The organism is Pseudoalteromonas carrageenovora IAM 12662, from assembly GCF_900239935.1.
GTDB classification, from domain to species: Bacteria; Pseudomonadota; Gammaproteobacteria; order Enterobacterales; family Alteromonadaceae; genus Pseudoalteromonas; species Pseudoalteromonas carrageenovora.
In genome coordinates this window covers 96940-120621 of record NZ_LT965928.1, presented here as the reverse complement: position 1 = coordinate 120621, position 23682 = coordinate 96940, and the positions used below count along the sequence as shown (strand labels likewise).

Genomic DNA, 23682 nt, shown 5'->3' with positions numbered 1-23682 from the left:
TTATGTTTAAATAATCGTAAAATCGTATTTGTTCTTGAGTACATCGGCGACTTTCTAATACAAAAGGTCTGGAAGTCGTGATAAACTTAATCAGTCAGCTTTATAAAAGAGTATAAAAACATGAGCAGTTCAGCCTTTTTGTTATTAGATCAAGAGCCAATTAACACTATTGGTATTAACGTTTTAGAACCTTTGTTAAAAACGCAAGGCCTTGACGTAACCACTGGTACAAATATTTTAGATGTACCTGAAGGAACTCGACTTCTGTTTATTGAAACATCAAGTAAAGATGCGTGGGGTAAACTAAAAGAACAATTAGTAAACTTACGTACTAAATGCGATATCATATTATTTAATCTAGACGAAAACCCAGAGCTCGCTAATCGTGCGCTTTTAAGCGGTATTCGTGGTGTGTTTTACACAACAGATAACGCCGATGTATTAATGAAAGGTATTCGCTTACTACTTGAGGATCAACTTTGGTATCGCCGCGACATAATGTGTAATGCATTAAATCGTATGCTTCAGTTTAATAAAGATGCACTACATAAACTAACCGAAGGTGATATAGAACCAGTTAAACTTACTAAGCGAGAAAAAGCAATAATCTCACTAATGAGTAAAGGTTCTAAAAATAAAGAGATTGCAGAAGATTTAAGTATTAGCCCGCACACAGTTAAAACTCACTTATACAGCGCATTTAGAAAAACTAAATGTCGTAACCGTATTGAGCTACTCTCGTGGGCACAACAAAATATTCCAGATGAAATCCGTTAATCTAAATATTTGTTGATAACTTTAAAAACAGACACTTAAGTGTCTGTTTTTGTATGTGTAGTAAACTTGTTTAATATCATACTTTTTATTATTCTCAATTAAACCCCCTTTGCTGGAATATTAATGCTCGACTCTTTTACTCTGTTTTTTGCCAGCATTGCGATTATGATCGTCATGACTTTTCTTAACTTTTTAACATGGCGAACAAATAAAAACACTCCCGGCACGCTGCTTTATATTTTTTACCCCGTTTTATTGTTGGGCGCTGCAATAGGCTTTACCACAGTAGTAGAAAGCCACAACCTTGTTATTATTAGTATTGCTACTTTAATGATGTTTTCAGCGTCACTTGTACATTGCTTATCGTTGAGCCAATTTTTAAATTTCCGAGGCTTAAGCTTTAAATTGCTGTGTTCATTTACTCTTTTTAGCGCTGTAATGCTCATTTACTACTCATTTATAAACCCTTCCTTAGAAGAGCGAATATTAGCCTCAGATTTACAACACATAGCCGAAGCAATATTTTTACTTTATATTTTTATAAAGTATGCACGTAAGCCCTACCCCAATGGCAGTATTGTTTATATAACCATTTTAACTTTGGTTGCCTTTAGCTTTATTGGTCGCTCGTTTTTTATGGGCACTATTAACCAAGCAACGTTATCAGAAAGCGGTTGGTTTAGTTTATTACTCTTTTTGAATGGTGTTATTGCTCCTATGTTTTATGCCGCGGGCATGGCACTTTTATGTAATGAACGCAGAGAGCAAAACCTAAATCAATTAGCCGACAAAGCACAAAAAGATTTAGAAATACGTGGCTTGTTTTTATCAACGATTAGCCACGAAATACGCACCCCGCTTAATGGCATACTAGGCAGTGCGCAACTGGTCATGAACCAAACAAGTGATACACGTAATAAAGCCTACTGCGAAGCAATTATTAACTCCACCGAGTCACTCAATTTGTTAGTCGATAAAGTACTCGATTACGCAAGCCTTGATCAAAGCGATGAAGCCCTTTACGAAGAGGATATAGAATTTAAGACATGGCTTAATAACTTATGCTTGTTATTGAGCCCGCTTGCAGAGCAAAAACAGCTTAAATTTGAGCTTATTTGTAATATTCCTGAGCAAGCATGTTATTACTGCGACCAGCAAAAACTTAGGCAAATAATTATTAACTTAGTGGGTAACGCCATTAAGTTTACTGATTACGGAAGTGTTAAAATTCAGGTCGACTTAGTCCTCGAAAAGCAGCTTGAGCACACCATAAAAATTAGTGTAAAAGACTCTGGTCCCGGCATCGAAAACGACGAAATTGCCTATCTCACAGAGCCTTATGTGCAAAGTAGTGCCGGCAAAGAAAAAGGCGGTACAGGCCTTGGCCTCGCTATTACTAGTCGACTTTTAGAAAAGCTAGGCAGCCGCTTAGAAATAGCCAGCCAATTAGGCACAGGCAGTGTATTTAGCTTTTCTGTAACCTTTGCCATAGGCGAATTAAGCCTTGTAGAGCAGCGCCACCAAACAAAGGATTACCTGACAGGTTTGGATGTTTTACTTGTTGAAGATTTAGATTTAAACCAAAAAATTGCCATTGAATTTATGGCCGATGATGAGCATAAAATTAAGCTTGCCACCGATGGTAAAAGCGCTATTGAGCTGATGCAAGCCCATCATTTTGATGTTGTATTACTTGATATGAACTTACCTGACTTCACAGGGCAAGAAGTACTAAAGCAGCTAAAACGCATAGATCATAAAAACCAGCGCACCCCTGTACTTGCTTTTACAGCAAGCCTTAGCCCTGATGAAGTAAAGGAATATTTATCTTTAGGGATAAAAGACATTGTGGGTAAGCCAATAAAACACGAAAAACTAAGACAAGCACTTAGTGATTCTCAATCAAATCAGACAGCAAATATTGCCGTAGAGCTTGTTGATACCTTATATGATGAAACGGCCGCAGAAACGCTAACCAGTTCGTTTAGTGAAGACGAAGTGTCGTCTATTTATAATGAGTTTGTCCTCTCTGCGCGTAACAAACTAATACGTTGCCAAGGTTTAATAGACCATCAACCCGAGCAATGCATTAAATTATTGCACCGCCAAGCAAGCACTGCTTTGCAACTCGGGTTTAACCGCTACGGCATTGAACTGAAAAAGATAGAGCGACGATTGCTTGATAATAAACCTCACAACAACCTGCTTGATGAAGCGTTAGATCTTTGGCAGCGCAGCTTAGCGCAATACTTAAAGTTTGTACGTGGGCAGTTAGGGTAGCTAAGTTTTAAGCTAGGGCTGCCTTACTCCCTTCCATACTTATCATCAAATCGCTCTATGTCGCTTTCATCTAGTACAGCGCCGGTTTGCACTTCAATGACTATTAACGGCTCTTTTTGATTGTTCGCTAAGCTGTGTATTTGTTTTGCTGCAATGTAGCAAGATTGGTCGTGGTTTAGTGTTAGCAATTGCTCATCAATGCGAACATCGGCAATACCCGACACCACTACCCAATGCTCTGCACGATGCTGATGGCGCTGCGTCGAAAGTTTAGCACCGCTATTAACGGTTATTTTTTTAACTTTAAAACCACTACCTTCAACCAAAGTGCGGTAGTTACCCCATGGACGATACACAACCTGATGGTGATTAAGTTTATCGCTTTGCCCCATTGCTAATTGTTTAAGTAATAAAGGTAAGCCATCGAGCTTATTTTTATCGGCAACCAGTGTGGCGTCGTGAGTGTGAATAATGGCTAAATCACTTACCCCAAGCGTTGCGATACTATGGTCGCTTTCGCTAATAACAAAATTATTAGTACTGTTTTGCGCTGTATGATTCTGGTTATCATTATTACCGTAAGCGTCTTGCTTAGTAAGGCTTGCAAGAGCACTAAAGCTACCTACATCACTCCATTTAAGCGCTACAGGTATAACCGCTACATTATTGCTGCGCTCTAAAATAGCGTAATCAATAGAGTCACTTGGGCAGTTTTTAAGTGGCTCTATGTTTGGCCTTGTAAAGCCTAAGTCGTGTGAAAACTGAGATGCCGCTTTCACAGTGTGCGCTATTTTTGGCGCAAAACGTTCAAGCTCATTTAAATAAGCACGTGGCGTAAATAAAAACATGCCGCTATTCCAACTATAACCGCCTTCAGCTAAGTATTTTTGCGCCGTAGCTAGATTTGGCTTTTCTTTAAATTCAGCGACTTCAAAGCAGTTTGAGCCTGATATTTTACTGCCTTGTTTTATATAGCCAAACCCGGTGTGCGCCTTGGTAGGTGTGATTGAAAATGTAACTAGCATGCCTTGCTCAGCTAACTTAACTGCATCATTTAACTGAAGTGTTAGCTCAGCAAAATTTTCAATATGATGATCGGCTGGCATCACCAACATTGGCCCTTCAATACCCTGCTGTAGTGCGTAATGCGCAGCTAACGCAATGGCAGGCGCCGTATTTTTACCCTGCGGCTCTAGTAAAAGCCCTTGCGGGTTAGCAGTTGTGCTTTGCTCGGCGGCAATAAAACGGTGTTGTTCGTTACAAACAAGTATTGGCTTTGCAAACTGACTATCTGATACACGCGCTAAAGTGCTTTGTAATAACGAGTGTGTGTTATCAAGCAAGGGTAAAAATTGCTTAGGCATAGCTTGGCGAGAAAGCGGCCATAACCGAGTGCCAATGCCGCCTGCTAAAATTACCGGTGTAATAAGGGTTGTATTCATAAAGCCGCCAATAAAAATATCAGCGGCTATTTTAGCACTTAATATTTTTAGTGCTACGTGAAGATAATTTAAGTTAGCGTAAACGGATCGGCATCTAAATAAGCGGGAAACGCGGTTTTAAAATCTTCCAGCGGTGCTTTGTCAAGCGTTAAAGTGAGTAACTCTTGCGTATTATCTTTTGCTTTAGCGAGCGTATCGCCTTTAAAGTCGAATACGGCCGTACCGCCATTGTGCGCGACGCCGTTACCGTCATCGCCAACACGGTTTACAGCCACTACGTAACATAAGTTTTCCATTGCGCGCGCCATTAATAACGTATCCCAAATGTGGCGACGAACTGCAGGCCAGTTAGCTACGTTTATCATTACATCGTAGTCGTTGTTATTACGTTGAAAAACCGGAAAGCGAAGGTCGTAACACACCTGTGGAAGTAGCTTAAAGCCATTAATTTCAAATGTTTTACGCGCTTGCCCTGCTACAACATAGTCGCCCTCACTTCCTAATCTAAATAAATGGCGTTTGTCGTAATAATTCACTTCACCTTTAGGGGTTACCCAATAAAACCGATTGGCTTTTTTATCGCCTTGTGCAACTAATACTGACCCTGCGATAACTGCGTTATGTTTATGTGCTTGCGTTTTTAGCCAAGTGAGCACTTTGCCGTTTTCAGGCTCTGCACAATCAAGATTAATAGCAAAACCAGTGGCAAAGGTTTCGGGTAATAAAATTAAATCGGGGTTAGCGGTTATCTCTGCTAATTTTTTATCGAACATGGCTAAATTGGCGTCTTTATCGAGCCAGTGCAGCTCACTTTGCACTAAGGTAAGCGTTAAAGTTGACATAATATTTGCGCAGCCTCTATTAAGGTTTCATCGTTTTTAGCAAAACATAGCCGAATCACTTTATCATTTGAGGGCTGCTTATAAAACACACTAAGCGGAATTGCCGCAACACCTGCCTGCTCTACAAGCCAGTGACAAAAATCAACATCGTTTAAGTCAGACACATCACTATAATCGAGTAATAAAAAGTAAGTGCCTTGGCTTGGTAAAATGTTAAAGCGGCTATCACTCAAGTGCTTTATTAATAAATCGCGTTTTTGCTGATAAAAATCACTTAACTCATCTACATGCTCACCTTGTTGCTCTAGCATATCGGCGAGTGCATGCTGCGCTGGCGTAAAGCTTGAAAATGTAACGTATTGATGGATTTTTCTAAATTCAGTAGCTAGGTGTGTAGGTGCAATACAGTAACCCATTTTCCAACCTGTACTATGAAATGTTTTACCAAAGCTTGATATAACAAAGCTTTTTTCTCTTAGTTGCTCGTCGCGCAGCATACTTAAATGTTGCTGGCCGTCAAAAGTGATGTGCTCATAAACCTCATCGCTAATTACAAAGATGTTGTGAGCACTTACCAACTCTTTAAGTTCTTTTATGTCTTGCGGCTGCAGTATTTTACTACTTGGGTTATGTGGCGTATTAACAATAATAGCGCGGGTATTTTTAGTGATTGCTTGGCTTACTATCTGCCAATCAATTGTATAATTTGGCGCATTTAACGCAACATGTACAGACTTACCGCCCGCTAATTCAATAGCGGGTTGGTAAGAGTCATAAGCGGGGTCGAATACGATGACTTCATCATCAGGGCGTACTATAGTTTGAATAGCAACAAATAGCGCCTCAGTAGCACCTGATGTAACCGTAACTTGCTCTGCCGCATTAATTTTTGCAGCGTATTTTCGCTCAACTAAATTGGCTATTTGCTGCTGTAATCGTGGTACACCGCTTGAGGGCGAATACTGATTTACACCTTGCTGAACATAGTAATTCAACTGTGTTTTTAAAAGTTCGGGAGCGTCGAATTCAGGAAAGCCCTGCGATAAGTTAATTGCTGAAAACTGATTAGCTAAGCCACTCATTTGGCTAAATATACTAACACCTAAATTTGGTAATTTACTTTCAAACACGTGATGCCCTTAATGATGGTTTTGCGCTCAAAGCGATGCTATCATTGCTTAAAACAGAAGTATAGCCGTCTAAAATAACAAACTTAATGCTCATTAGTGAGGAACGTATGCAAAACAATACCGCTATTTCACAACTTATTGAAGCTGGAAAGTGGGTAAGCCAAAAAGGCTGGGTACCTGCAACTGGTGGAAATTTTTCATCGCGCACTGCATCAGGGTTTGTAGTTACCGCTAGCGGCTTTGATAAAGGCCAACTGGGTACACACACCTTCATTGAGCTTGACCATGAAGGAAAACGCATTAAAGGTGCTGGCAACCCATCGGCCGAAACGCAACTGCATTTAGGTATGTACAAACTTATACCGCACGCTAACGTAGTGCTGCATACGCACTCGGTTGCAGCAACCGTATTATCGCGAGTTATAAAAAGCCATACGTTAAATTTATCCGGTTACGAAATGCAAAAGTCGCTCAGTGGTGTTACCTCACACTTAGATACCCTGAGCATCCCTATTTTTGAAAACGACCAAGATATAGAACGCTTAGGTTTGCTGTTAAGCGATCATCACTTACATACCCCTATTGAGCATGCTGTATTAATTCGTGGGCATGGCGTGTACGTAGTTGGGCGTAATTACAAAGAAGCACTTCGCCACTTAGAAGGCCTAGAGTTTTTATTTAGCTGTGAACTAGAACGCATAAAAATAGAAGGCATTGAGGCAAGCCTATAATGATAAAAGCAATTTTAACCGACATTGAAGGCACCATTACACGCATCTCTTTTGTAAAAGACGTGCTATTCCCGTATGCCGAAAAGCAGCTGCCTACCTTTTTACGATTAAACACTAAAAAAGCCCATGTTGCAGAGCAAATAGCGGCTGTAAAAACGATTATTGATGAGCCTAACGCCGATTTAGAACGAGTCATTAGCGTTTTACTCACTTGGATTGAAGAAGATAAAAAAATAACGCCTTTAAAGCAATTACAGGGGCTTATTTGGCAAACTGGTTACGAACATGGTGATTTTAAAGGTCACTTATACCCAGATGCATTCGACTTTTTACAAGCTCAACATGCACAAAATATTGCGCTTTATGTATACTCGTCAGGATCAGTAAGAGCGCAGCAGTTACTATTTAAATACAGCGACTACGGTGATATTCGCGCTCTTTTTAACGACTTTTTTGATACAAAAGTAGGCGCAAAGCAAGAGCAAGCAGCATATAACACCATTATTGAACAGCTGCCATTTGATGCAAGCGAGGTATTATTTTTAAGTGATGTAGCCGCAGAACTAGATGCTGCAAAAGCCGCAGGCCTTAAAACACTTCATTTAATACGTGATGGACAAGCGCAAAGCGAGCATCCCTACGTGCACGACTTTACCAATGTTAAATTAGAGCAATTTATATGAGCCAATTAACAATTTATGCTGACAACAACCCTAAAAATGTACTTACCAGTACAGAAAATGCAGATGAAATTGCAGCGCAATTAGCTTTAGTAAATGTGCGCTTTGAGCAGTGGCAAGCAAATGCTCAAATTAACGAAAGCACTACAAATGAGCAGATCATTGATGCGTATAAAAATGATATAGCACGCTTAAAAGAACAAAACGGTTACCAAACTGTAGATGTTATTTCGCTTGCTAAAGGGAACTCAGCAGCGCCACAAATGCGTGAAAATTTTTTATTTGAGCACACTCACAGTGAAGACGAAGTACGCTTTTTTGTAAAAGGCCAAGGGCTATTTTGTCTACATATTGGCACTAAAATTTACCACGTGTTATGCCAAAAAGGCGATTTTATCTCAGTACCAACCCTTACCCCGCATTGGTTTGATATGGGTAGCGACCCAGAATTTACCGCTATTAGACTATTTAATAACACCGAGGGCTGGGTTGCAAAAAGCACTGAATCTGAGATTGCGAAGCAATTTCCGTTGCTTCCATAGGTAAGGTAATACGCTCCACAAAGGGGAAAGTGGAGCGGTATTTAAAACTATTTAAGCGCCGCTAATGCCCCACTTTCTACATCACTGTTATCGTAAACACCGGTATCTAATACCCAACCTGTTACCAATTCTGCAGGTGTTACATCAAACGCGGGGTTGTAAACATTGGCATTAGTTGGCGCCCATAACGCTTCACCAAAACTGCCACTTACACCACGTACTTCTGCGCTATTTCGCTGCTCTATTTCTATATCACTTCCGCAAATGGTGTGTGTATCAAGTGTGGTCACGGGGGCTACAACATAAAAAGGAATATTATGAAAATGCGCTAACACAGCTAAATTATACGTTCCTACTTTATTAGCAAAGTCGCCATTAGCGGCAATACGATCAGCCCCAACTACTATTTTATCTACCTTGCCTGCAGCCATTAAACTTGCCGCCATATTATCGCAAATGAGTGTGTAAGGTACTTGCCAGCGCTCAAGCTCAAACGCAGTTAAACGCCCGCCTTGTAATAATGGTCGTGTTTCGTCAACCCACACATGTACGTTGCCATGTTTTTGCTGCGCTTTATAAATAACACCCAGTGCCGTACCAATACCCGCGGTTGCAAGCGCCCCAGTATTACAATGGGTTAATATGTTGTCGCCGCTATTTATTAGTTCAGCGCCACGGTTTGCCATTCGCTCGCACAGCGCTATATCTTCTAAAAACAACTGCTCAGCAGTGGTAACAATACCGGTAACATAATCGCTTTGTGTTAAAGCTTTACGTAGTGCCGCCATACAATGCATTAAATTAACCGCCGTTGGCCGTGTGGCTTCCAGTTCATTAATTGCATCACCAAGTGCCGCTTTTGTAGTGCCTTGCTCTGCTAAATGAGCAACGAGTAAACTAGCGCCTAAACCAATTAAGGGCGCACCACGAATTTTTAGGCTGATAATCAGCTCTTTCATGGCTTCAACACTGTTGCACTCGTACCACACTTGCTGATGCGGGAGTAAATATTGGTTTAGCACACTCAATGTACCGTTTTCATATTTTAAACTGCTTGCTACTAAGTTTTGCATGGTGACTTTGCTTAATTTAAATGCGTAAAGGTATTTTACATCAGTTTGAATAACTCTCAAGTTAGACTTGTAGACATCTAAACATTTAAAGGTATAGAATGCCTGAAAAGGTAATGTGAGATTTGACCATGGCTAACTATGTCGCTTTTAATGCGCAGCGCGTAATCGAATACGTAAATTCGTTAATTGATTCTAAGCAATGTGATTTTTTTATCGCAGGGCAAAACTTATCTGCGTATGAGTTTGGTGACGGCAACCTTAATTTAGTTTTTAGAGTTAGTGATGAGCAAAACAACAGCATTATTTTAAAGCAGGCACTACCTTATGCCCGCTGCGTGGGTGAGTCGTGGCCATTAACGCTTGATAGAGCCCGCATTGAAGCGCAAGTATTACTCAATCATGGTGCTATTTGCCCCAAATACACGGCAAAAGTGCTGCATTACAATCATGACTATGCACTCACTATTTTAGAAGATTTAGGCAGCTTACAAATATTGCGCTCTGCACAAAATAACGCGCAGCAATTCCCTAAATTAGCCCAGCATGTGGCTACTTACTTAAGCCACACAGGTTTTTACAACTCAGATTTTTACTTAGCCGCTCAACACAAAAAAGCATTAGTTAAGCAATTCACTAACCCTGAGCTTTGCCAAATAACCGAAGATTTATTTTTTAGCGATCCGTACATAGATCACGAGCGCAATAACTTTCCTGCGCAGCTAGCCCCGCAAGTGAAAGCTCTTCGCGATAACCCAGTACTTAAGTTAGAAATCGCTAAATTAAAAGCTAATTTTTTATCTAACCCGCAAACATTACTACACGGCGATATGCACAGCGGCAGTATTTTTGTTGATACAAACACAACTAAGATGATTGACCCTGAGTTTGGCTTTTTTGGCCCTATAGGATTTGATATTGGCTCTTTTATTGGCAACTTACTACTAAACTACTGCGCACAAACAGGACATATAGAAGAATTTGTCACGCGCCGTAACTATCAAACACATTTACTTAGCTGTATTGTCGAAACCTACAACTTGTTTGAACAACACTGGCTTAATTTAATTAATACCAAAACAGTAGATGAAGCACTTAATAACGACGCTTATGCGCAATATTTTATAAAAAACGTGTTGCAAGATGCTATAGGTTACTGTGGCGCAGAGCTTATTAGACGCACCATAGGGTTAGCACATGTAGTTGATATTGATAGCATTAGCGATGAGAACACACGCCTTGACGTACAAAAGCAAACTCTTGCTCTGGGTGAGCAACTTATTATTAACGCCTGCAGTTGCGATACTAAAGATGCTTTTTTTAGCTTGTTAATAAGCCAACTGAATTAAAAGGCACTTTTGCGCCTTTTAATTCAAGCTTTTGTTGATAGTGCTTAATGATGTTTTTTATTGATAGTTCTCATAAATTTTATCTAACGGCTCAGAAAGCCCGCTCTCTTGCACTATTCGCACATGTTTACGCCCTAATTCGCGCGCACTTGTTACACCACATGAGTGAGCAATTAATCCAGCGCCATAATGAATATACCTATTATAGTTAGCAACCCGCTGCGCTTTATCTGCAACATTTAAGCCCTTTTGCAATCGTTCATTATGAGTGGTAATTCCCGTTGGGCAGGTATCTTTATTACATTGCATTGCCTGAATGCACCCTAGTGCAAACATATGTCCGCGAGCAGACACAACAAAATCGGCGCCAAGCGCAAGTGCCCACGCCACTTTTGAAGGAACAATAAGTTTACCCGATGCAATAACTTTAATACGCTCTCTAAGACCATGCTTTTCAAGCATATTAACTACAAGCGGTAAGCTTTCGCGCAGTGGCAAACCAACCGAATCTAATAGCGGCTGTGGCGCAGCGCCCGTGCCACCATCGGCACTATCAATAGTAATAAAATCAGGAGCTGACTCTATACCACGATGATTTATTTCAGCAAAGAGTGTTTCAAGCCAAGTGTAATCACCAATTACGGCTTTAAAGCCAGTCGGCTTACCTGTCACGTTTCGTACCGTGGCAATCATATCTAAAATATCGCTAGGCTTTTTAATTTCAGGGTGACCATTTGGACTAATTGAATCTTGCCCCTCGGGTATTCCTCTAATTTTTGCTATTTCAGCATTTACTTTGCGCCCAGGTAGCATGCCCCCTTTACCTGGCTTTGCACCTTGGCTCATTTTAAGCTCAAACATTTTAACTTGATCATGAGCTGCAATTTCTTTTAGCTTATCGGTACTTAAGTTTCCATGCTCATCACGCACGCCATATTTTGCTGTCCCAATTTGGAATACCAAATCGGCCCCACCTTCTAAATGGTAAGGGCTCAAGCCCCCTTCACCCGTGTTCATCCAACATCCAGCAAGCTTTGCCCCTTTTGATAAAGCACGTACCGCCGGTTTTGAAAGTGCACCAAAGCTCATACCTGACACATTAAATAATGAATTTGTGGTGTAAGGTGTTTTGCAATGCGGCCCAAGGGTAACATTACTTGGGTCGAGTGCTTCTTCATCTAAAGTAGGAAAAGCACAGTTCATAAACATGACCGTACCAGTTACTTCCAGACTTTGCGTTGAACCAAATGCCGCTGTGCGATCTACATCTTTTGCCGCACGATAAACCCAACTTCGCTCTGCGCGGTTAAATGGCATTTCTTCTCTGTCTTGGGCAAAAAAGTATTGCCTAAAAAATTCACCTTGGCGTTCAAAAAAATACCTAAAGCGGCCAATAACCGGGTAGTTACGCCTAATTGCATGTTTTGTTTGTGTAATATCACGAAAATAAAAAATAATAACAGTAAGAACAATTAACCCAAGTGCGACAATAAAAATACTCGCAAATACATCAATGCTAAAAATTATAAAATTGCTCATCCAAGGCCCCTTGATGGCTGTTTTAAAAAATAAAAAAAGGTGTTGCGCCAAAATGACACAACACCTTTATTTGTTCAAGGTTTATACGCCTTGAGCGTTAATTTTGCGATTTTTCTAGCTCATTTTTAATGTATAAACGAACCTGTGTTTCTAGCACCGATAATGGCACAGAGCCATGTCGCAATACTTGATGATGGAACTCACGTATATCAAAGTTTTGCCCTAGTGCTTGCTCGGCTTCAGTGCGTAAACGTTTAATTGTTAGCTCACCAATTTTGTATGAAAGTGCCTGCGCAGGCCACGATATATAACGGTCGGTTTCGGTTTTTACATTATGAAGTGAAAGCGCCGTGTTCTCGCTCATAAAGTTCATAGCACGCTCACGACTCCAGCCATACATATGCATGCCAGTATCAACCACTAAGCGAGCAGCTCGCCACATTTCATACGTTAAACGTCCAAAGCGGCTATATGGGTCTTGATAAAAGCCAGCTTCTATTCCTAAGTATTCAGAATAAAGCCCCCACCCTTCACCAAAGGCAGAAAGGTACGCATTTCGACGATAGCTCGGTAAATCTTCAAGCTCGGCATTTAGTGATATTTGTAAATGATGCCCAGGTACAGCCTCATGTAACGTAAGCGCTTCTAAAACATAAAGCGGCCTTTTATCAAGCGCATACGTGTTTACCCAATAAAAGCCAGCCTGATCGTCACGGCTTGAGCCTGAATAGCGCCCTGTTGTGTATTTTGGCGCTATAGCTCCAGGCACCGGCGCTACACCATAGGGCATACGCGGTAATGTATGAAATAACTTAGGTAGCTGCGCATCCATTTTTTTTGCTATATAAGCCGCTTCCTTTAAAAGCTGCTCTGGTGTTGTTGCATAAAATTGTGGATCGGTTCGTAAAAAATGAACAAATTCAGCAAACGAGCCTTCAAAGCCCACCTCTGCTATGACCGTTTCCATTTCACTACGAATACGAGCCACCTCCTTTAAGCCTAACTCGTGGATCTCTTTAGGTGTCATATCCGTGGTGGTGTAGTATTTAGCTCTATTTTTATAAAATGCCTCACCATTAGGCGTATCTGAAATACCAATACTAGTACGAGCCCCAGGTTGGTATTGCTCAGTGAAGAACCTTAAATATTCTTTATAAGCAGGGATAACTTTATTTTTTAAAACTGCCTTAGCTTGTTGCTGAAGAGCATAAAAGTCGCTATCACTCAAACCTGCAGTATTAGTTAAAAATGGTTTATAAAATTCTGACTTAGTTACATCGTCAACAATATAAGTTGTTATAGAGTCTTCGTAACCTTTAAGTACCGCCTTTGGCTGAGTGAGCCCTGTTTCCAAGCCTTTTTTCATCCAATAAATATTTTGCTCAAAAAATCGTGGAACTTGTGACAAACGTGCTAGATATACCTCTAAATCTTGCTCTTTTTTATATTGAGAGCTATTTACCATGTAAGATAATCCAGAATGAAAGCCATATTCAGAAGTAAGCGGCATGTAGTGCGCATGAAATACATATTCATCAACACTGTTTTGTACCTGTGCACGAATAATACTAAAGTTAATCTGATTTTCATCACTCAATTTAGCGATATCAACTGCATCTAAATCAGCTAAGAGTTGTATTTTATTTTTATATTCTTGCTCTAAATATTCAGGCGACAAGTTAGCTAACAAATAACCATCAACACCTTGAGGGCTACTATAAGGACTTGTACTTTCTCTATATTGAACAATAGATTGTGCAACTTTAGAAAATTGCTCATTTGCATTTGGCGTTGTTATTTGACATGCACTTAATGAACATAAAACAGCCATACTAAAAAGAGACTGACGAAATGTTTTGGGGAATAAATAATTCATTATAATTTAGCTTCGTAATACAACAGATTGCTTTAAGCTATCGTAGGGTAAATAAATAGCAAGTAAATGAGATAAGCTTAGGGCGTGTTGATCTTTGATGGTTGAATTTGCAGCAGTATGTTTGGTTTTTAGGCAAGGCAGAGCCTATGTAGTGTGGTTATTCCACATAAATAGGCGATAACGCAGCATAAATGCTAAACATGCGCTGCCCTTCGGGTTCTTCCTAGGGGCGATAAACTCTTTGTTGCCTACATGGATGTAGGTAAGGGGCGTGAGCAGGACGCGGAAGCTTTACTCGGTTTTTACTTAGCCCACTAGGTTACAAACCTCGCGCCGCGATTTAATCGCCCCTAGATTGAACAAATTTCAATCCGCAAAGATCAACACGCCCTAATCGCATTAACCTTACTAATAACAAGGTTTAATACGTTAAAATATGTAAAAACAAGCTTAATTGATGAGAAAAACAGCTATTGAGCCGTTAAAGTTAAATTTATGTTCCCTAACCCTCATTTTTGCTTTTAAATAGCCGATATAACGATTACTGTAGTAAAAAACAATAAAAAGCTGGGACGCATAACCGCCTCATGGAATGAGATATTTCAAATTTGCACTTATGCGTACTTAGTTGGTATTAAATAATGATGTTCCATGATTCCATGGCTATTGCTCAAGAAAAAATGACTAAAGTGTGTATTTTTTTAGAGCGCTTTTCGCTTCCTCCTACACCGCTGAACTATCAAGTTATTTACACTTATACTAGCCAAGTAAATAACAAGCTTAATACCGCTTTAGACCGTGCAATTTCTGCAAATGATAATATTGATAGTGTTTTAATAGAACAGCTCTATAGCGAGTTTTTAAATACAGGCCATACAACGCAAGTGAGCATGATTCAAAATGTGGATGGTGTTATAAACTCGCTTTCAAATAATGCGCAAAATACAGAAAAACAAATAATCCGTTTTGCGGGTCAAGTAAGTGAATGCGTGCATACACTTGACGAAAAGAATATAGAGCAAAGCCGCCAAGCGCTTAAAGTGCTCAACAACCAAACAGCAGAACTGTTAAATCAGCATAAGCTATTTAAACAAGAATTAAGTAAAGCTAAACAGCTGCATCAAAGAACACAAAAACAACTAACCCAACTTAGAAAGCAACATATAGTCGATACCCAAACAGGGCTCTATAAGCGCCATTATTTAACGCAGCAAGCCCAAACTTGGAGCAATCAACAAAAGTCTATTTGTGCCATAGCAATTCAAATAGATAACCTTGATCACTTTACACATAATTATGGAGACATTATTGGTGAGGTAATATTGAACAAGGTCGCAAAGCAAGTGCAAAAATATGTTTTTCAAAGTGGATTACCTGGGCGTACAGCTAAAGATCAATTTACTGTTTTACTTGCTAATATTGACCCTGAAACAGCGAATGTCATTGCTGAAAAGGTACGTAATGGTGTGGAAAAACTTCGCTTTGTCAGCTCAAAAACTGGAGTTAAATTGCCTAGTATTGACCTATCTTTAGGAATTGCTCAGCATCAACACGAAGATGATTTTAATAAGTTAGCAAAAAAAGCCTCTCATGCGGCATTTAAAGCTCGCTCTTTAGGGCTAAGCAGCTACACCGCTGGACAATAAATTACCTGATAAATCATATTCAAATTGCACCTACCGCGTACAATCAAGTACACTAACCTCTATTGTCACGATAGAGATTAATCATGAACGAAACCGAACAAAAGACCACGCATTTTGGATATAAAACCGTAGCCGAGAACGACAAAGCTTCGATGGTTGCTGATGTATTTCACTCAGTTGCTGCAAAATACGATGTAATGAATGATTTAATGTCTTTTGGTGTGCATCGTTTATGGAAGCGTCAAACCATTGCAAGTTCAGGTGTTCGAAAAGGTCACCACGTTCTTGATTTAGCCGGTGGTACTGGCGATTTAACGGCAAAATTTAGTCAATTGGTTGGCGAAACTGGTCAAGTGGTATTGGGCGACATTAACTCATCTATGCTTAAAGTTGGCCGCGAAAAACTGCATAACCTTGGCTTAGTAGGCAATATTGATTACGTTCAAATGAACGCCGAGATGCTACCATTCCCAGATAATAGCTTTGATGTGATCACCATTGCCTTTGGGTTACGTAATGTAACCGATAAAGACAAAGCACTACGCTCTATGTACCGTATTTTAAAGCCAGGTGGTCGCTTACTTGTTTTAGAGTTTTCAAAACCTGAGCATGAGCTACTTAGCAAAGCTTACGACTTTTACTCGTTTAATTTATTACCAACCATGGGCAAAGTAGTTGCTAACGATAGCGAATCGTACAAATACTTAGCAGAATCCATTCGTATGCATCCAGATCAAGATACTTTAAAAGCGATGATGGAAGATGCCGGCTTTGAGCAAACAACATATCAAAATCTTACTGGCGGAATTGTTGCTCTACACCGTGGTTTTAAATATTAAGGCAGGCATTTATGGCGCTTGATAATACAGTTAACAATAATAGTGGCGTAACACCCGCTGAATTTTTTATGTTACCTAACTTTGTATTATCGCTTATTGAGCGAGTACTAAATCAAGCACTTGAACTTGATCCGCAATTGTCACAAAAGCTAAGCGCAGTTAAGCATCAGCGCTTAGTAGTTGAAGTAAGAGACTGGCAGCAAAGTATTCAGCTAATTTACAGTGATGAGCAATTGCATTTATACAGCGCACTAAATAACGAAAATGCAGATTGCATGATAAGCGCCGATATAAATACACTGCTAGCACTTAAAAACCCGGCAATGCTAACCCAATTAATTCGTCAAGATAAGCTCGACTTACAAGGCGACTTAAACATTGCACAGACATATAGTAATGCATTTTCAAGCCTAGATATTGATTGGCCTGAGCAACTCTCAGGCTATATTGGTGATGCTCCTGCTCAACTGTTATTTCAAAATCTAACGATGCTCAAACATCAAGGCGCTAAAGCTCACTCAAAAATAAGTAGTATGCTTAGCAGCTTGTTCCAAGATGAGCTCGCGATAACCATTCATCCGTTAGAGCTTGAGCAATTTAAACAAAAAAATAGAGAACTTAAAGGTCAAGTTGCTGCTGTTGAGCAACGTATAAATGCTTTATTAAACTCTTTTTCATCTTCGAAACCTCGCTAAGGATTTTTTGTGTCGACTGCACGTTTGTATAACATCACCAAAACATTACTTAGCTATGGGCTAGACGAACTAATTCCAAAACATAAGATACCTTGGTTTGGTAAAGTAGCGCGTGGTAGTTTGTTTTGGCTGCGTAATCAGCACAAAGAAAAACCTGCAGGACTGCGGTTACGTTTAGCATTGCAAGAGCTCGGCCCTGTGTGGATCAAGTTTGGCCAAATGCTCTCAACCCGCCGAGATTTACTCCCACACGACATCGCATTAGAGCTTGCCTTTTTACAAGACCAAGTTGAGCCATTTGAAGGTGAACTTGCACAACAAATAATAGAAAAATCACTCGAAATTAACGATATAAACGAGCTATTTAGCGAGTTTTCGCAAGCGCCATTGGCATCAGCTTCTATTGCGCAAGTGCACACAGCAAAATTGATTGATGCTCAAAACATTGAGCAAGACGTAGTAATAAAAGTAATTAGGCCAAACATTCACGAACAAATTAATGCTGATTTAGCGCTAATGGAAAAGCTCGCTAAAGTGCTGGCCAAGGTGCTTAACGAAGCTAAGCGTCTTCGCCCCGTAGAAGTAGTAAAAGAATACAAAAAAACACTACTAGATGAACTCGATTTAATGCGTGAAGGGGCCAATGGCATTCAATTAAAGCGAAACTTTGAAGGCTCAGAATCATTATATATTCCCGCTGTTTACAGTGACTATAGCCGTAGTAATGTGCTTGTAATGGAACGTATTTACGGTATTCCAGTATCAGATACCGACTCACTCATGGCGCAGAACACCAACATGAAATTATTGGCGGAGCGTGGTGTTGAAGTGTTTTTTACACAAGTATTCAGAGACAGCTTTTTTCATGCCGATATGCACCCGGGCAATATTTTTGTCTCCCGCGAGCATCCAGAAAACCCGATGTATATTGGCATAGATTGCGGTATTGTTGGCACACTTAATAAAGAAGATAAACGCTACTTAGCAGAAAACTTTATTGCCTTTTTTAATCGCGATTACCGTCAAGTTGCACAGCTTCATGTTGACTCTGGCTGGGTACCACCCGATACCAGCATCGAAGAGTTTGAATTTGCAATACGTACCGTATGCGAACCTATATTTAATAAGCCACTGGCTGAAATTTCATTTGGCCATGTACTGGTTAATTTATTCAATACAGCAAGACGTTTTAATATGCAGGTACAGCCGCAACTGGTATTACTGCAAAAAACATTACTTTATGTTGAAGGGCTAGGCCGTCAGTTATATCCACAGCTCGACTTATGGAAAACAGCTAAACCATTTTTAGAGGAATGGGTAAAACAGCAAGTTGGCCCGTTATCAGTAATGAAACAAATGTATGCTAACCTGCCATTTTGGGCTGAAAAAATGCCAGAACTACCTGATTTAATTTATCAAAATTTAAAGCGTAGTCCGCAAGCACAGTATTCACAGCCTAATAAAGTGTCACATAAAGCATTAGTGCTTAGCCTTTTTGGTAGCGCTACACTTATTGTTTCAGCGCTATGTTATCTGCAGCGCGACTACATCGCGTCGGGTGTGGTAATAGCAGCTTCGGCAATTAGTTTTATAGCGGCGTGGCGCAACACATAAACTAAGTGCTATTTATGCCACAGGGCGTATAATTAGTACTTAAAATAAACATTTAAGCATTTATAAGTTGGAGATAACCATGGGTCTTGGTGGCATTAGCATTTGGCAATTATTAATTGTTTTAGCAATTATCGTACTTCTTTTTGGCACTAAAAAACTACGCGGTATGGGCGGAGACTTAGGCGGCGCAGTAAAAGGCTTTAAAAAAGCAATGTCTGATGATCAAAATAAAGATTCGGACAGCGAAAAAACAGAGCAGATCCAAGAATCTCAAAAAGCCACCCCAACAGATACGCAAAGTACTGAAAAAACCAAAGACGATACTAAGGTTTAACGAGTATGGGAATGTGGGAGCTTGTTATAGTTTTTATCGTAGGCTTAGTTGTTCTTGGCCCTGAGCGTTTACCGGTAGCTATTCGTACCGTAATGCGCTGGGTAAAAACGGTAAAGTCGATGGCTAATTCGGTCAAGGCAGAAGTAAGTGAAGAGCTACGTATTCATGAGCTACACGAAAACCTTAAAAAAGCAGAGCAACAAGAACTCAAAGATTTAAGCCCAGAGCTACAGCAGTCGGTTGACGAGCTGCAAAAGGCAGCTCAGTCGGTTACCCATAGCTATAAAACCCCCTCAAGCACACCAGCTAACGAACAACCTGATGAAAAAAAGTGAAATTAATTCCTCTATTTGTGGTCAACTTATTACATGGTATAGAAAATAATGACTGAGCAAGCTAAATCAGGGTTTGTGGCTCACTTAATTGAGCTTCGCGATCGGCTTATTAAAGCGCTTTTAAGCATTTTCGTAATATTTATTGGCTTAGTGTATTTTGCTAATGATATATATGAGTTTGTAGCAGCACCTTTAGTGGCACACTTACCAAGTACAGCGACTATGATTGCCACAGATGTCACTGCGCCCTTTTTTGCACCCTTTAAATTAACGCTGTTTATTGCTTTATTTGGCGCTATTCCGTGGATATTGCACCAAATTTGGGGGTTTATAGCGCCTGGTTTATACCAACATGAAAAACGCATGCTAATGCCAATTTTGGCTTCAAGCATTTTATTGTTTTATGGTGGGATTGCCTTTTGTTACTTTGTAGTGCTGCCTATTATATTGGGTTTTTTTACCAGTGTAGGGCCACAAATGATGACCCTAGCGCCGGATATTAGTAGCTACTTAGGGTTTGTACTTAAGCTGTTTTTTGCTTTTGGTGTGGCGTTTGAAATTCCCGTAGCCATAATGCTGCTATGTTGGAGTGGTGCAACAACTACACAAAGTTTAAAAGAAAAACGCCCATATATTGTGGTTGGCGTATTTGTAGTGGCTATGTTTTTAACGCCACCGGATGTGCTATCACAAACATTATTAGCATTTCCTATGCTGCTTTTATTTGAGCTAGGTTTAATTTTAGCGAGATTTTATAGCGCTAAAGAACAACAGGAATCTGAGGAATAAAATGAAAAAACAACTACTCTCACTACTGGTTTTACTAAGCGCTCCTACCGTTACAGCGCAAGAAATTAACGTTCAAGCATTACAAGCATGCAGCTTTATTGAAAATGATTTTAATCGCTTACTTTGCTACGACAACACAGTTGCAGGCAAACCGCTAACAAAACCAAGCGAGAAAAAAACACTTACGCCGCCAAAGCCAGTCGCTAATATAACGCCTAACGTAAGCGCTCCCGTTGCTGCGGTAACAGCTTCTGCTCCAGCAGCTAAAGACGATGACTTTGGATTAGAGCATAAAGAAATTACCAAAGATAAAGATGAAAATATTACAGCTCTCGTATCATCAGTAAAAAAAGCACCATATGGCGAACTTATTATTAGCCTTGATAATAGCCAAGAGTGGCGTCAAATTGGTTCAGATAGCCTTAAACTAAAAAAGTCTGACACTGTTGTTATTAGTCGTGGAGTATTTAATTCATTCCTATTGCGCAAAGATGGGCAAAACCGCTCTATTCGTGTGAAGCGCACTCAGTAATGATCGATAATTTAATTGATGCAGGCGTTAATTTAACTAATCATCAATTTGCTCAAGTTCATGATGACGTAATTGCCCGCGCTAATGCTGCGGGCGTTAAAAAAATGCTTGTTATAGGTTGTGATCTAGTAAGCAGTAAGCAATCACTTGAGCTTGCTATAAAGCACCATCAATACGCAACGGCAGGCATTCATCCACACGACGCTAAATTAGCTACAAATGAATTAGAAGAGCAATTAACTATGCTTGCAAACAACAAGCAAGTTATAGCGATTGGTGAATGTGGCCTAGATTATAATCGTGATTTTTCACCTCGAGATGTACAGCGTAATGTTTTTAAGCGCCAACTCGCCTTGGCTGAAAAGCTAGATTTACCAGTATATTTGCATGAACGCGATGCAAGTGATGATATGCTGAGTATTCTGCGAGAATATAACGTGCGGGGTGTACTTCATTGCTTTACGGGTAATGCGCAAGCACTAAAAAGCTATTTAGAGTTAGGTTTGTATATTGGCATAACTGGCTGGGTATGTGATGAAAGACGTGGTCAAGAGTTGCAACAGCTAGTACCAAGTATCCCTTTGGAACGATTACTAATAGAAACAGATTCACCTTTTTTGATTCCACGAACCGTCAAACCAAAGCCGAAATCACGCAAAAATGAACCTGCGTTACTGCCTTATATTTGCCAAACAATTGCTCAGCTTTATCAAATTGATGAAAGCATAGTTGCAAATCAAACGACAAAAAACTTTTACCGCATTTTTGGTTTAGAGAATCGTTAATGACGTGCGCAAAGGCATTTTTAAGCCTATTAATGCTCCTTTGTGCTTTTTGCTCTTTCGCCAACCCCGTCATAACAAAAAACTTTAAATCAATAAAAGTGGATACATTAAGTTATTCGTTTTCACCTACCTCACCACAAAATGCCTATAAAAAGAATAGTGATGATTGGCAGAAAATAGCTCATAAGCCTTTAAACTTAGGTTTTGAGCAGCGCCCTGTATGGCTATCCTTTACGGTTAAAAATACTTTGTCAGTAAAGACCAGCCCTTTGTTATCTCTTGATAACCCACTTTTAAACGAAGTTCAGGTTTATCATTTTTATGACTCAAAATTGCTATCCCATACCCAACTTGGCGATTCGTTTGCGTTTGCTAAGCGAACATTAAAAAGTGAATCTCTGCTGGCAAAGCTAACGTTACCTGCAAATAGTGTGAGTACTGTAATTATTAAAGTAAATAATGCTGCGGGGCTACGCGTGCCTATTACGCTTTGGCAGCAAGACGCATATCTAATCCATAAAACAAAGCTTAATTTAGTTTTTGGGTTACTTATTGGCTTTTTATTTTCGCTTGCTATGAGCTGCTTAGTTTTATACGGCTTTTCACGCAAATTATACTTTGCTTACGCTGGTGTAATAACCCTCACTCTAGGCGTACTACTTGCATATTTATGTGGCTTTGGGGTTCGCTACTTTCATCCTAATGTACCTGCTGCACAGCAGTTTATGATCCCAGTATTATTAATGCTCACAACGCTAATTTTTTTACCACTACAAAAACAATTATGCCAAACAAAAACATCTAAATTAATTACAGGGCAAAGCATAGTAACCAGCATATTTGCTGTTACTTTACTCTTTATTTGGGCTTTGCCTAACGCTTTACTAACTATTTATTGCTTAATCGCCACACCTATTGTTGTTTGCTATTACCTAATTACAACAATAATATGCATGCGCAATACACCATCAAAACCTATACAAGCGCTGATAGTTGCACTGGCACTCTTTTTACTTGTTCTGATTTATCTCATTATTGCTGTTTTTGGATTGTACCCGCTTAGTAGAAGTAGCTTAGGATTTGTATTTGTTTGCTTTTTTAGTAGTACTTTTTGTTTGTGTTACTCAGTAATGAAGTTATTTATTTTAGAGCGAGATGAGCAAGTAATTACACAACAAACCTTGATTGCTGAAAATGCAGCCCAAGATACACTTTTAAAAGAGCGTTTAATGTTGCAAGAACAAACTCAAAAGGAACTAGAGTCACAAGTTGATGAGCGTACTTTTGAGCTGCAAGTAACACTTCGTGAACTCGAAGATAAAAACCACGAGCTTGAGCAGCTTAATATGGAAGATGCACTTACAGGTGTTAAAAACCGACGCTTTTTTGATAAAAAACTCATTATGGAACTTCGTCGCTCTCGACGTGAGCAAACACCATTGAGTATTATTATGCTCGACATAGACCGATTTAAAAGTGTAAACGATAACTACGGGCACTTAACCGGCGATCAAGTTATTCGTGCAGTTGCTGATACCATTAAGCAACATTTAAAGCGTCCACTTGATGAAGTTGCACGCTATGGTGGGGAAGAGTTTGTAATTTTATTACCAAATACGCCTCACGATGGCACACTAGAAATTGCAGATAGGATCCGTAAAGCAATTGAAACTAATCAAATAAATGTAGCAGGCACATTTATTAATGTCACCGTGAGCGCGGGAACATACACCGCCGTTACAGATGATATAAACAACCCTGAGCTTTTTACTCATAATGCCGATAAAGCACTTTATTACGCCAAGCAAAACGGTCGTAACCAAGTAATTAGTTTTCCAATACCACAGTAGGAGCA

General features: G+C 39.8%; 22 protein-coding genes. 16 read left to right on the top strand and 6 right to left on the bottom strand.

Going from position 1 to position 23682, the window contains the following annotated elements; genetic code table 11:
- Window positions 1-120 precede the first annotated feature (120 nt).
- Entirely contained in the window at window positions 121-777 is a 657-nt protein-coding gene (locus ALFOR1_RS00570) for a helix-turn-helix transcriptional regulator (RefSeq protein ID WP_058548763.1), read from the top strand.
- Between the two features lie 123 nt (window positions 778-900).
- Window positions 901-3057, top strand: coding sequence for an ATP-binding protein (locus ALFOR1_RS00565; RefSeq protein WP_104641736.1), 2157 nt, complete (start codon window positions 901-903; stop codon window positions 3055-3057).
- Between the two features lie 23 nt (window positions 3058-3080).
- On the opposite strand, the gene ALFOR1_RS00560 is transcribed toward ALFOR1_RS00565, so the two are convergent.
- From ALFOR1_RS00560 to ALFOR1_RS00550, 3 genes are all read right to left on the bottom strand, one after another.
- Window positions 3081-4499, bottom strand: a complete 1419-nt coding sequence (locus ALFOR1_RS00560) for a mannose-1-phosphate guanylyltransferase/mannose-6-phosphate isomerase (RefSeq protein WP_104641735.1) — start codon at window positions 4497-4499, stop codon at window positions 3081-3083.
- 68 nt (window positions 4500-4567) lie between these two features.
- Window positions 4568-5341 (bottom strand): amidohydrolase, encoded by a 774-nt coding sequence (locus tag ALFOR1_RS00555; protein WP_104641734.1) that lies wholly within the window; start codon window positions 5339-5341, stop codon window positions 4568-4570.
- Window positions 5329-6471, bottom strand: a complete 1143-nt coding sequence (locus tag ALFOR1_RS00550; protein WP_104641733.1) for a methionine aminotransferase — start codon at window positions 6469-6471, stop codon at window positions 5329-5331. Before ALFOR1_RS00550 ends, ALFOR1_RS00555 begins: the two co-directional genes overlap by 13 nt.
- Before the next feature lie 107 nt (window positions 6472-6578).
- On the opposite strand from ALFOR1_RS00550, the gene ALFOR1_RS00545 reads away from it, so the two are divergent.
- From ALFOR1_RS00545 to ALFOR1_RS00535, 3 genes are read left to right on the top strand one after another with little or no spacing between them, the layout of a single operon-like run.
- A complete protein-coding gene (locus tag ALFOR1_RS00545; protein WP_104641732.1) occupies window positions 6579-7202 on the top strand; it encodes a methylthioribulose 1-phosphate dehydratase in 624 nt (207 codons plus the stop codon).
- Window positions 7202-7885, top strand: a complete 684-nt coding sequence (mtnC, locus tag ALFOR1_RS00540) for an acireductone synthase (RefSeq protein ID WP_104641731.1) — start codon at window positions 7202-7204, stop codon at window positions 7883-7885. The genes ALFOR1_RS00545 and mtnC overlap by 1 nt, the downstream gene beginning before the upstream one ends.
- Window positions 7882-8424 carry a 1,2-dihydroxy-3-keto-5-methylthiopentene dioxygenase gene (locus ALFOR1_RS00535; protein ID WP_104641730.1) on the top strand — a complete coding sequence of 181 codons (543 nt, stop codon included), beginning with the start codon at window positions 7882-7884 and terminating at the stop codon, window positions 8422-8424. Before mtnC ends, ALFOR1_RS00535 begins: the two co-directional genes overlap by 4 nt.
- A gap of 47 nt (window positions 8425-8471) precedes the next feature.
- On the opposite strand, the gene mtnA is transcribed toward ALFOR1_RS00535, so the two are convergent.
- The gene (gene mtnA / locus ALFOR1_RS00530; RefSeq protein WP_104641729.1) at window positions 8472-9497 is read right to left on the bottom strand and encodes an S-methyl-5-thioribose-1-phosphate isomerase; all 1026 of its coding nucleotides are present in this window, start codon (window positions 9495-9497) and stop codon (window positions 8472-8474) included.
- Window positions 9498-9625: 128 nt separating this feature from the next.
- Here mtnA and mtnK point away from each other — a divergent pair, with 128 nt between their 5' ends.
- Window positions 9626-10843, top strand: coding sequence for an S-methyl-5-thioribose kinase (gene mtnK, locus ALFOR1_RS00525; protein WP_104641728.1), 1218 nt, complete (start codon window positions 9626-9628; stop codon window positions 10841-10843).
- 57 nt (window positions 10844-10900) lie between these two features.
- Here the strand turns inward: mtnK and ALFOR1_RS00520 are convergent, their stop codons facing one another.
- Both ALFOR1_RS00520 and ALFOR1_RS00515 read right to left on the bottom strand, forming a co-directional pair.
- Window positions 10901-12382, bottom strand: coding sequence for an FMN-binding glutamate synthase family protein (locus ALFOR1_RS00520; protein ID WP_104641727.1), 1482 nt, complete (start codon window positions 12380-12382; stop codon window positions 10901-10903).
- A 97-nt stretch (window positions 12383-12479) separates the two neighbouring features.
- Window positions 12480-14258 carry a DUF885 domain-containing protein gene (locus ALFOR1_RS00515; RefSeq protein ID WP_104641726.1) on the bottom strand — a complete coding sequence of 593 codons (1779 nt, stop codon included), beginning with the start codon at window positions 14256-14258 and terminating at the stop codon, window positions 12480-12482.
- Window positions 14259-14917: 659 nt separating this feature from the next.
- Between ALFOR1_RS00515 and ALFOR1_RS00510 the strand changes: the two genes are divergently transcribed.
- The 10 genes from ALFOR1_RS00510 (at window position 14918) to ALFOR1_RS00465 (ending at window position 23677) form a co-directional block, all read left to right on the top strand.
- The gene (locus ALFOR1_RS00510; RefSeq protein ID WP_104641725.1) at window positions 14918-15904 is read left to right on the top strand and encodes a diguanylate cyclase domain-containing protein; all 987 of its coding nucleotides are present in this window, start codon (window positions 14918-14920) and stop codon (window positions 15902-15904) included.
- An 83-nt stretch (window positions 15905-15987) separates the two neighbouring features.
- Window positions 15988-16743, top strand: coding sequence for a bifunctional demethylmenaquinone methyltransferase/2-methoxy-6-polyprenyl-1,4-benzoquinol methylase UbiE (ubiE, locus tag ALFOR1_RS00505; RefSeq protein WP_058548777.1), 756 nt, complete (start codon window positions 15988-15990; stop codon window positions 16741-16743).
- A gap of 11 nt (window positions 16744-16754) precedes the next feature.
- Window positions 16755-17438: a ubiquinone biosynthesis accessory factor UbiJ gene (locus ALFOR1_RS00500; protein ID WP_104641724.1), complete on the top strand. Its 684-nt coding sequence runs from the start codon at window positions 16755-16757 to the stop codon at window positions 17436-17438.
- A gap of 9 nt (window positions 17439-17447) precedes the next feature.
- Window positions 17448-19052 carry a ubiquinone biosynthesis regulatory protein kinase UbiB gene (gene ubiB / locus ALFOR1_RS00495; protein WP_104641723.1) on the top strand — a complete coding sequence of 535 codons (1605 nt, stop codon included), beginning with the start codon at window positions 17448-17450 and terminating at the stop codon, window positions 19050-19052.
- Between the two features lie 79 nt (window positions 19053-19131).
- Window positions 19132-19386 carry a Sec-independent protein translocase subunit TatA gene (gene tatA / locus ALFOR1_RS00490; RefSeq protein WP_058548780.1) on the top strand — a complete coding sequence of 85 codons (255 nt, stop codon included), beginning with the start codon at window positions 19132-19134 and terminating at the stop codon, window positions 19384-19386.
- A gap of 11 nt (window positions 19387-19397) precedes the next feature.
- The gene (gene tatB / locus ALFOR1_RS00485; RefSeq protein ID WP_227006904.1) at window positions 19398-19721 is read left to right on the top strand and encodes a Sec-independent protein translocase protein TatB; all 324 of its coding nucleotides are present in this window, start codon (window positions 19398-19400) and stop codon (window positions 19719-19721) included.
- A 48-nt stretch (window positions 19722-19769) separates the two neighbouring features.
- Window positions 19770-20510, top strand: a complete 741-nt coding sequence (gene tatC, locus ALFOR1_RS00480) for a twin-arginine translocase subunit TatC (RefSeq protein ID WP_058548782.1) — start codon at window positions 19770-19772, stop codon at window positions 20508-20510.
- 1 nt (window position 20511) lies between these two features.
- Window positions 20512-21042, top strand: coding sequence for a hypothetical protein (locus ALFOR1_RS00475; protein WP_104641722.1), 531 nt, complete (start codon window positions 20512-20514; stop codon window positions 21040-21042).
- Complete coding sequence (locus ALFOR1_RS00470) at window positions 21042-21827, top strand: TatD family hydrolase (protein WP_058548784.1); 786 nt, start codon at window positions 21042-21044, stop codon at window positions 21825-21827. Before ALFOR1_RS00475 ends, ALFOR1_RS00470 begins: the two co-directional genes overlap by 1 nt.
- Complete coding sequence (locus ALFOR1_RS00465; protein ID WP_104641721.1) at window positions 21827-23677, top strand: sensor domain-containing diguanylate cyclase; 1851 nt, start codon at window positions 21827-21829, stop codon at window positions 23675-23677. The genes ALFOR1_RS00470 and ALFOR1_RS00465 overlap by 1 nt, the downstream gene beginning before the upstream one ends.
- The last annotated feature ends 5 nt before the right edge of the window (window positions 23678-23682 follow it).

Excerpts from the sequence above, each read along its gene's own strand:
- ALFOR1_RS00570 (WP_058548763.1), top strand. The coding sequence starts at position 121 with ATGAGCAGTTCAGCCTTTTTGTTATTAGATCAAGAGCCAATTAACACT.
- ALFOR1_RS00565 (WP_104641736.1), top strand. The coding sequence starts at position 901 with ATGCTCGACTCTTTTACTCTGTTTTTTGCCAGCATTGCGATTATGATC.
- ALFOR1_RS00560 (WP_104641735.1), bottom strand. The coding sequence starts at position 4,499 with ATGAATACAACCCTTATTACACCGGTAATTTTAGCAGGCGGCATTGGC.
- ALFOR1_RS00555 (WP_104641734.1), bottom strand. The coding sequence starts at position 5,341 with ATGTCAACTTTAACGCTTACCTTAGTGCAAAGTGAGCTGCACTGGCTC.
- ALFOR1_RS00545 (WP_104641732.1), top strand. The coding sequence starts at position 6,579 with ATGCAAAACAATACCGCTATTTCACAACTTATTGAAGCTGGAAAGTGG.
- mtnC (WP_104641731.1), top strand. The coding sequence starts at position 7,202 with ATGATAAAAGCAATTTTAACCGACATTGAAGGCACCATTACACGCATC.
- ALFOR1_RS00535 (WP_104641730.1), top strand. The coding sequence starts at position 7,882 with ATGAGCCAATTAACAATTTATGCTGACAACAACCCTAAAAATGTACTT.
- mtnA (WP_104641729.1), bottom strand. The coding sequence starts at position 9,497 with ATGCAAAACTTAGTAGCAAGCAGTTTAAAATATGAAAACGGTACATTG.
- mtnK (WP_104641728.1), top strand. The coding sequence starts at position 9,626 with ATGGCTAACTATGTCGCTTTTAATGCGCAGCGCGTAATCGAATACGTA.
- ALFOR1_RS00520 (WP_104641727.1), bottom strand. The coding sequence starts at position 12,382 with ATGAGCAATTTTATAATTTTTAGCATTGATGTATTTGCGAGTATTTTT.
- ALFOR1_RS00515 (WP_104641726.1), bottom strand. The coding sequence starts at position 14,258 with ATGAATTATTTATTCCCCAAAACATTTCGTCAGTCTCTTTTTAGTATG.
- ALFOR1_RS00510 (WP_104641725.1), top strand. The coding sequence starts at position 14,918 with ATGGCTATTGCTCAAGAAAAAATGACTAAAGTGTGTATTTTTTTAGAG.
- ubiE (WP_058548777.1), top strand. The coding sequence starts at position 15,988 with ATGAACGAAACCGAACAAAAGACCACGCATTTTGGATATAAAACCGTA.
- ALFOR1_RS00500 (WP_104641724.1), top strand. The coding sequence starts at position 16,755 with ATGGCGCTTGATAATACAGTTAACAATAATAGTGGCGTAACACCCGCT.
- tatA (WP_058548780.1), top strand. The coding sequence starts at position 19,132 with ATGGGTCTTGGTGGCATTAGCATTTGGCAATTATTAATTGTTTTAGCA.
- tatB (WP_227006904.1), top strand. The coding sequence starts at position 19,398 with ATGTGGGAGCTTGTTATAGTTTTTATCGTAGGCTTAGTTGTTCTTGGC.
- tatC (WP_058548782.1), top strand. The coding sequence starts at position 19,770 with ATGACTGAGCAAGCTAAATCAGGGTTTGTGGCTCACTTAATTGAGCTT.
- ALFOR1_RS00475 (WP_104641722.1), top strand. The coding sequence starts at position 20,512 with ATGAAAAAACAACTACTCTCACTACTGGTTTTACTAAGCGCTCCTACC.
- ALFOR1_RS00470 (WP_058548784.1), top strand. The coding sequence starts at position 21,042 with ATGATCGATAATTTAATTGATGCAGGCGTTAATTTAACTAATCATCAA.
- ALFOR1_RS00465 (WP_104641721.1), top strand. The coding sequence starts at position 21,827 with ATGACGTGCGCAAAGGCATTTTTAAGCCTATTAATGCTCCTTTGTGCT.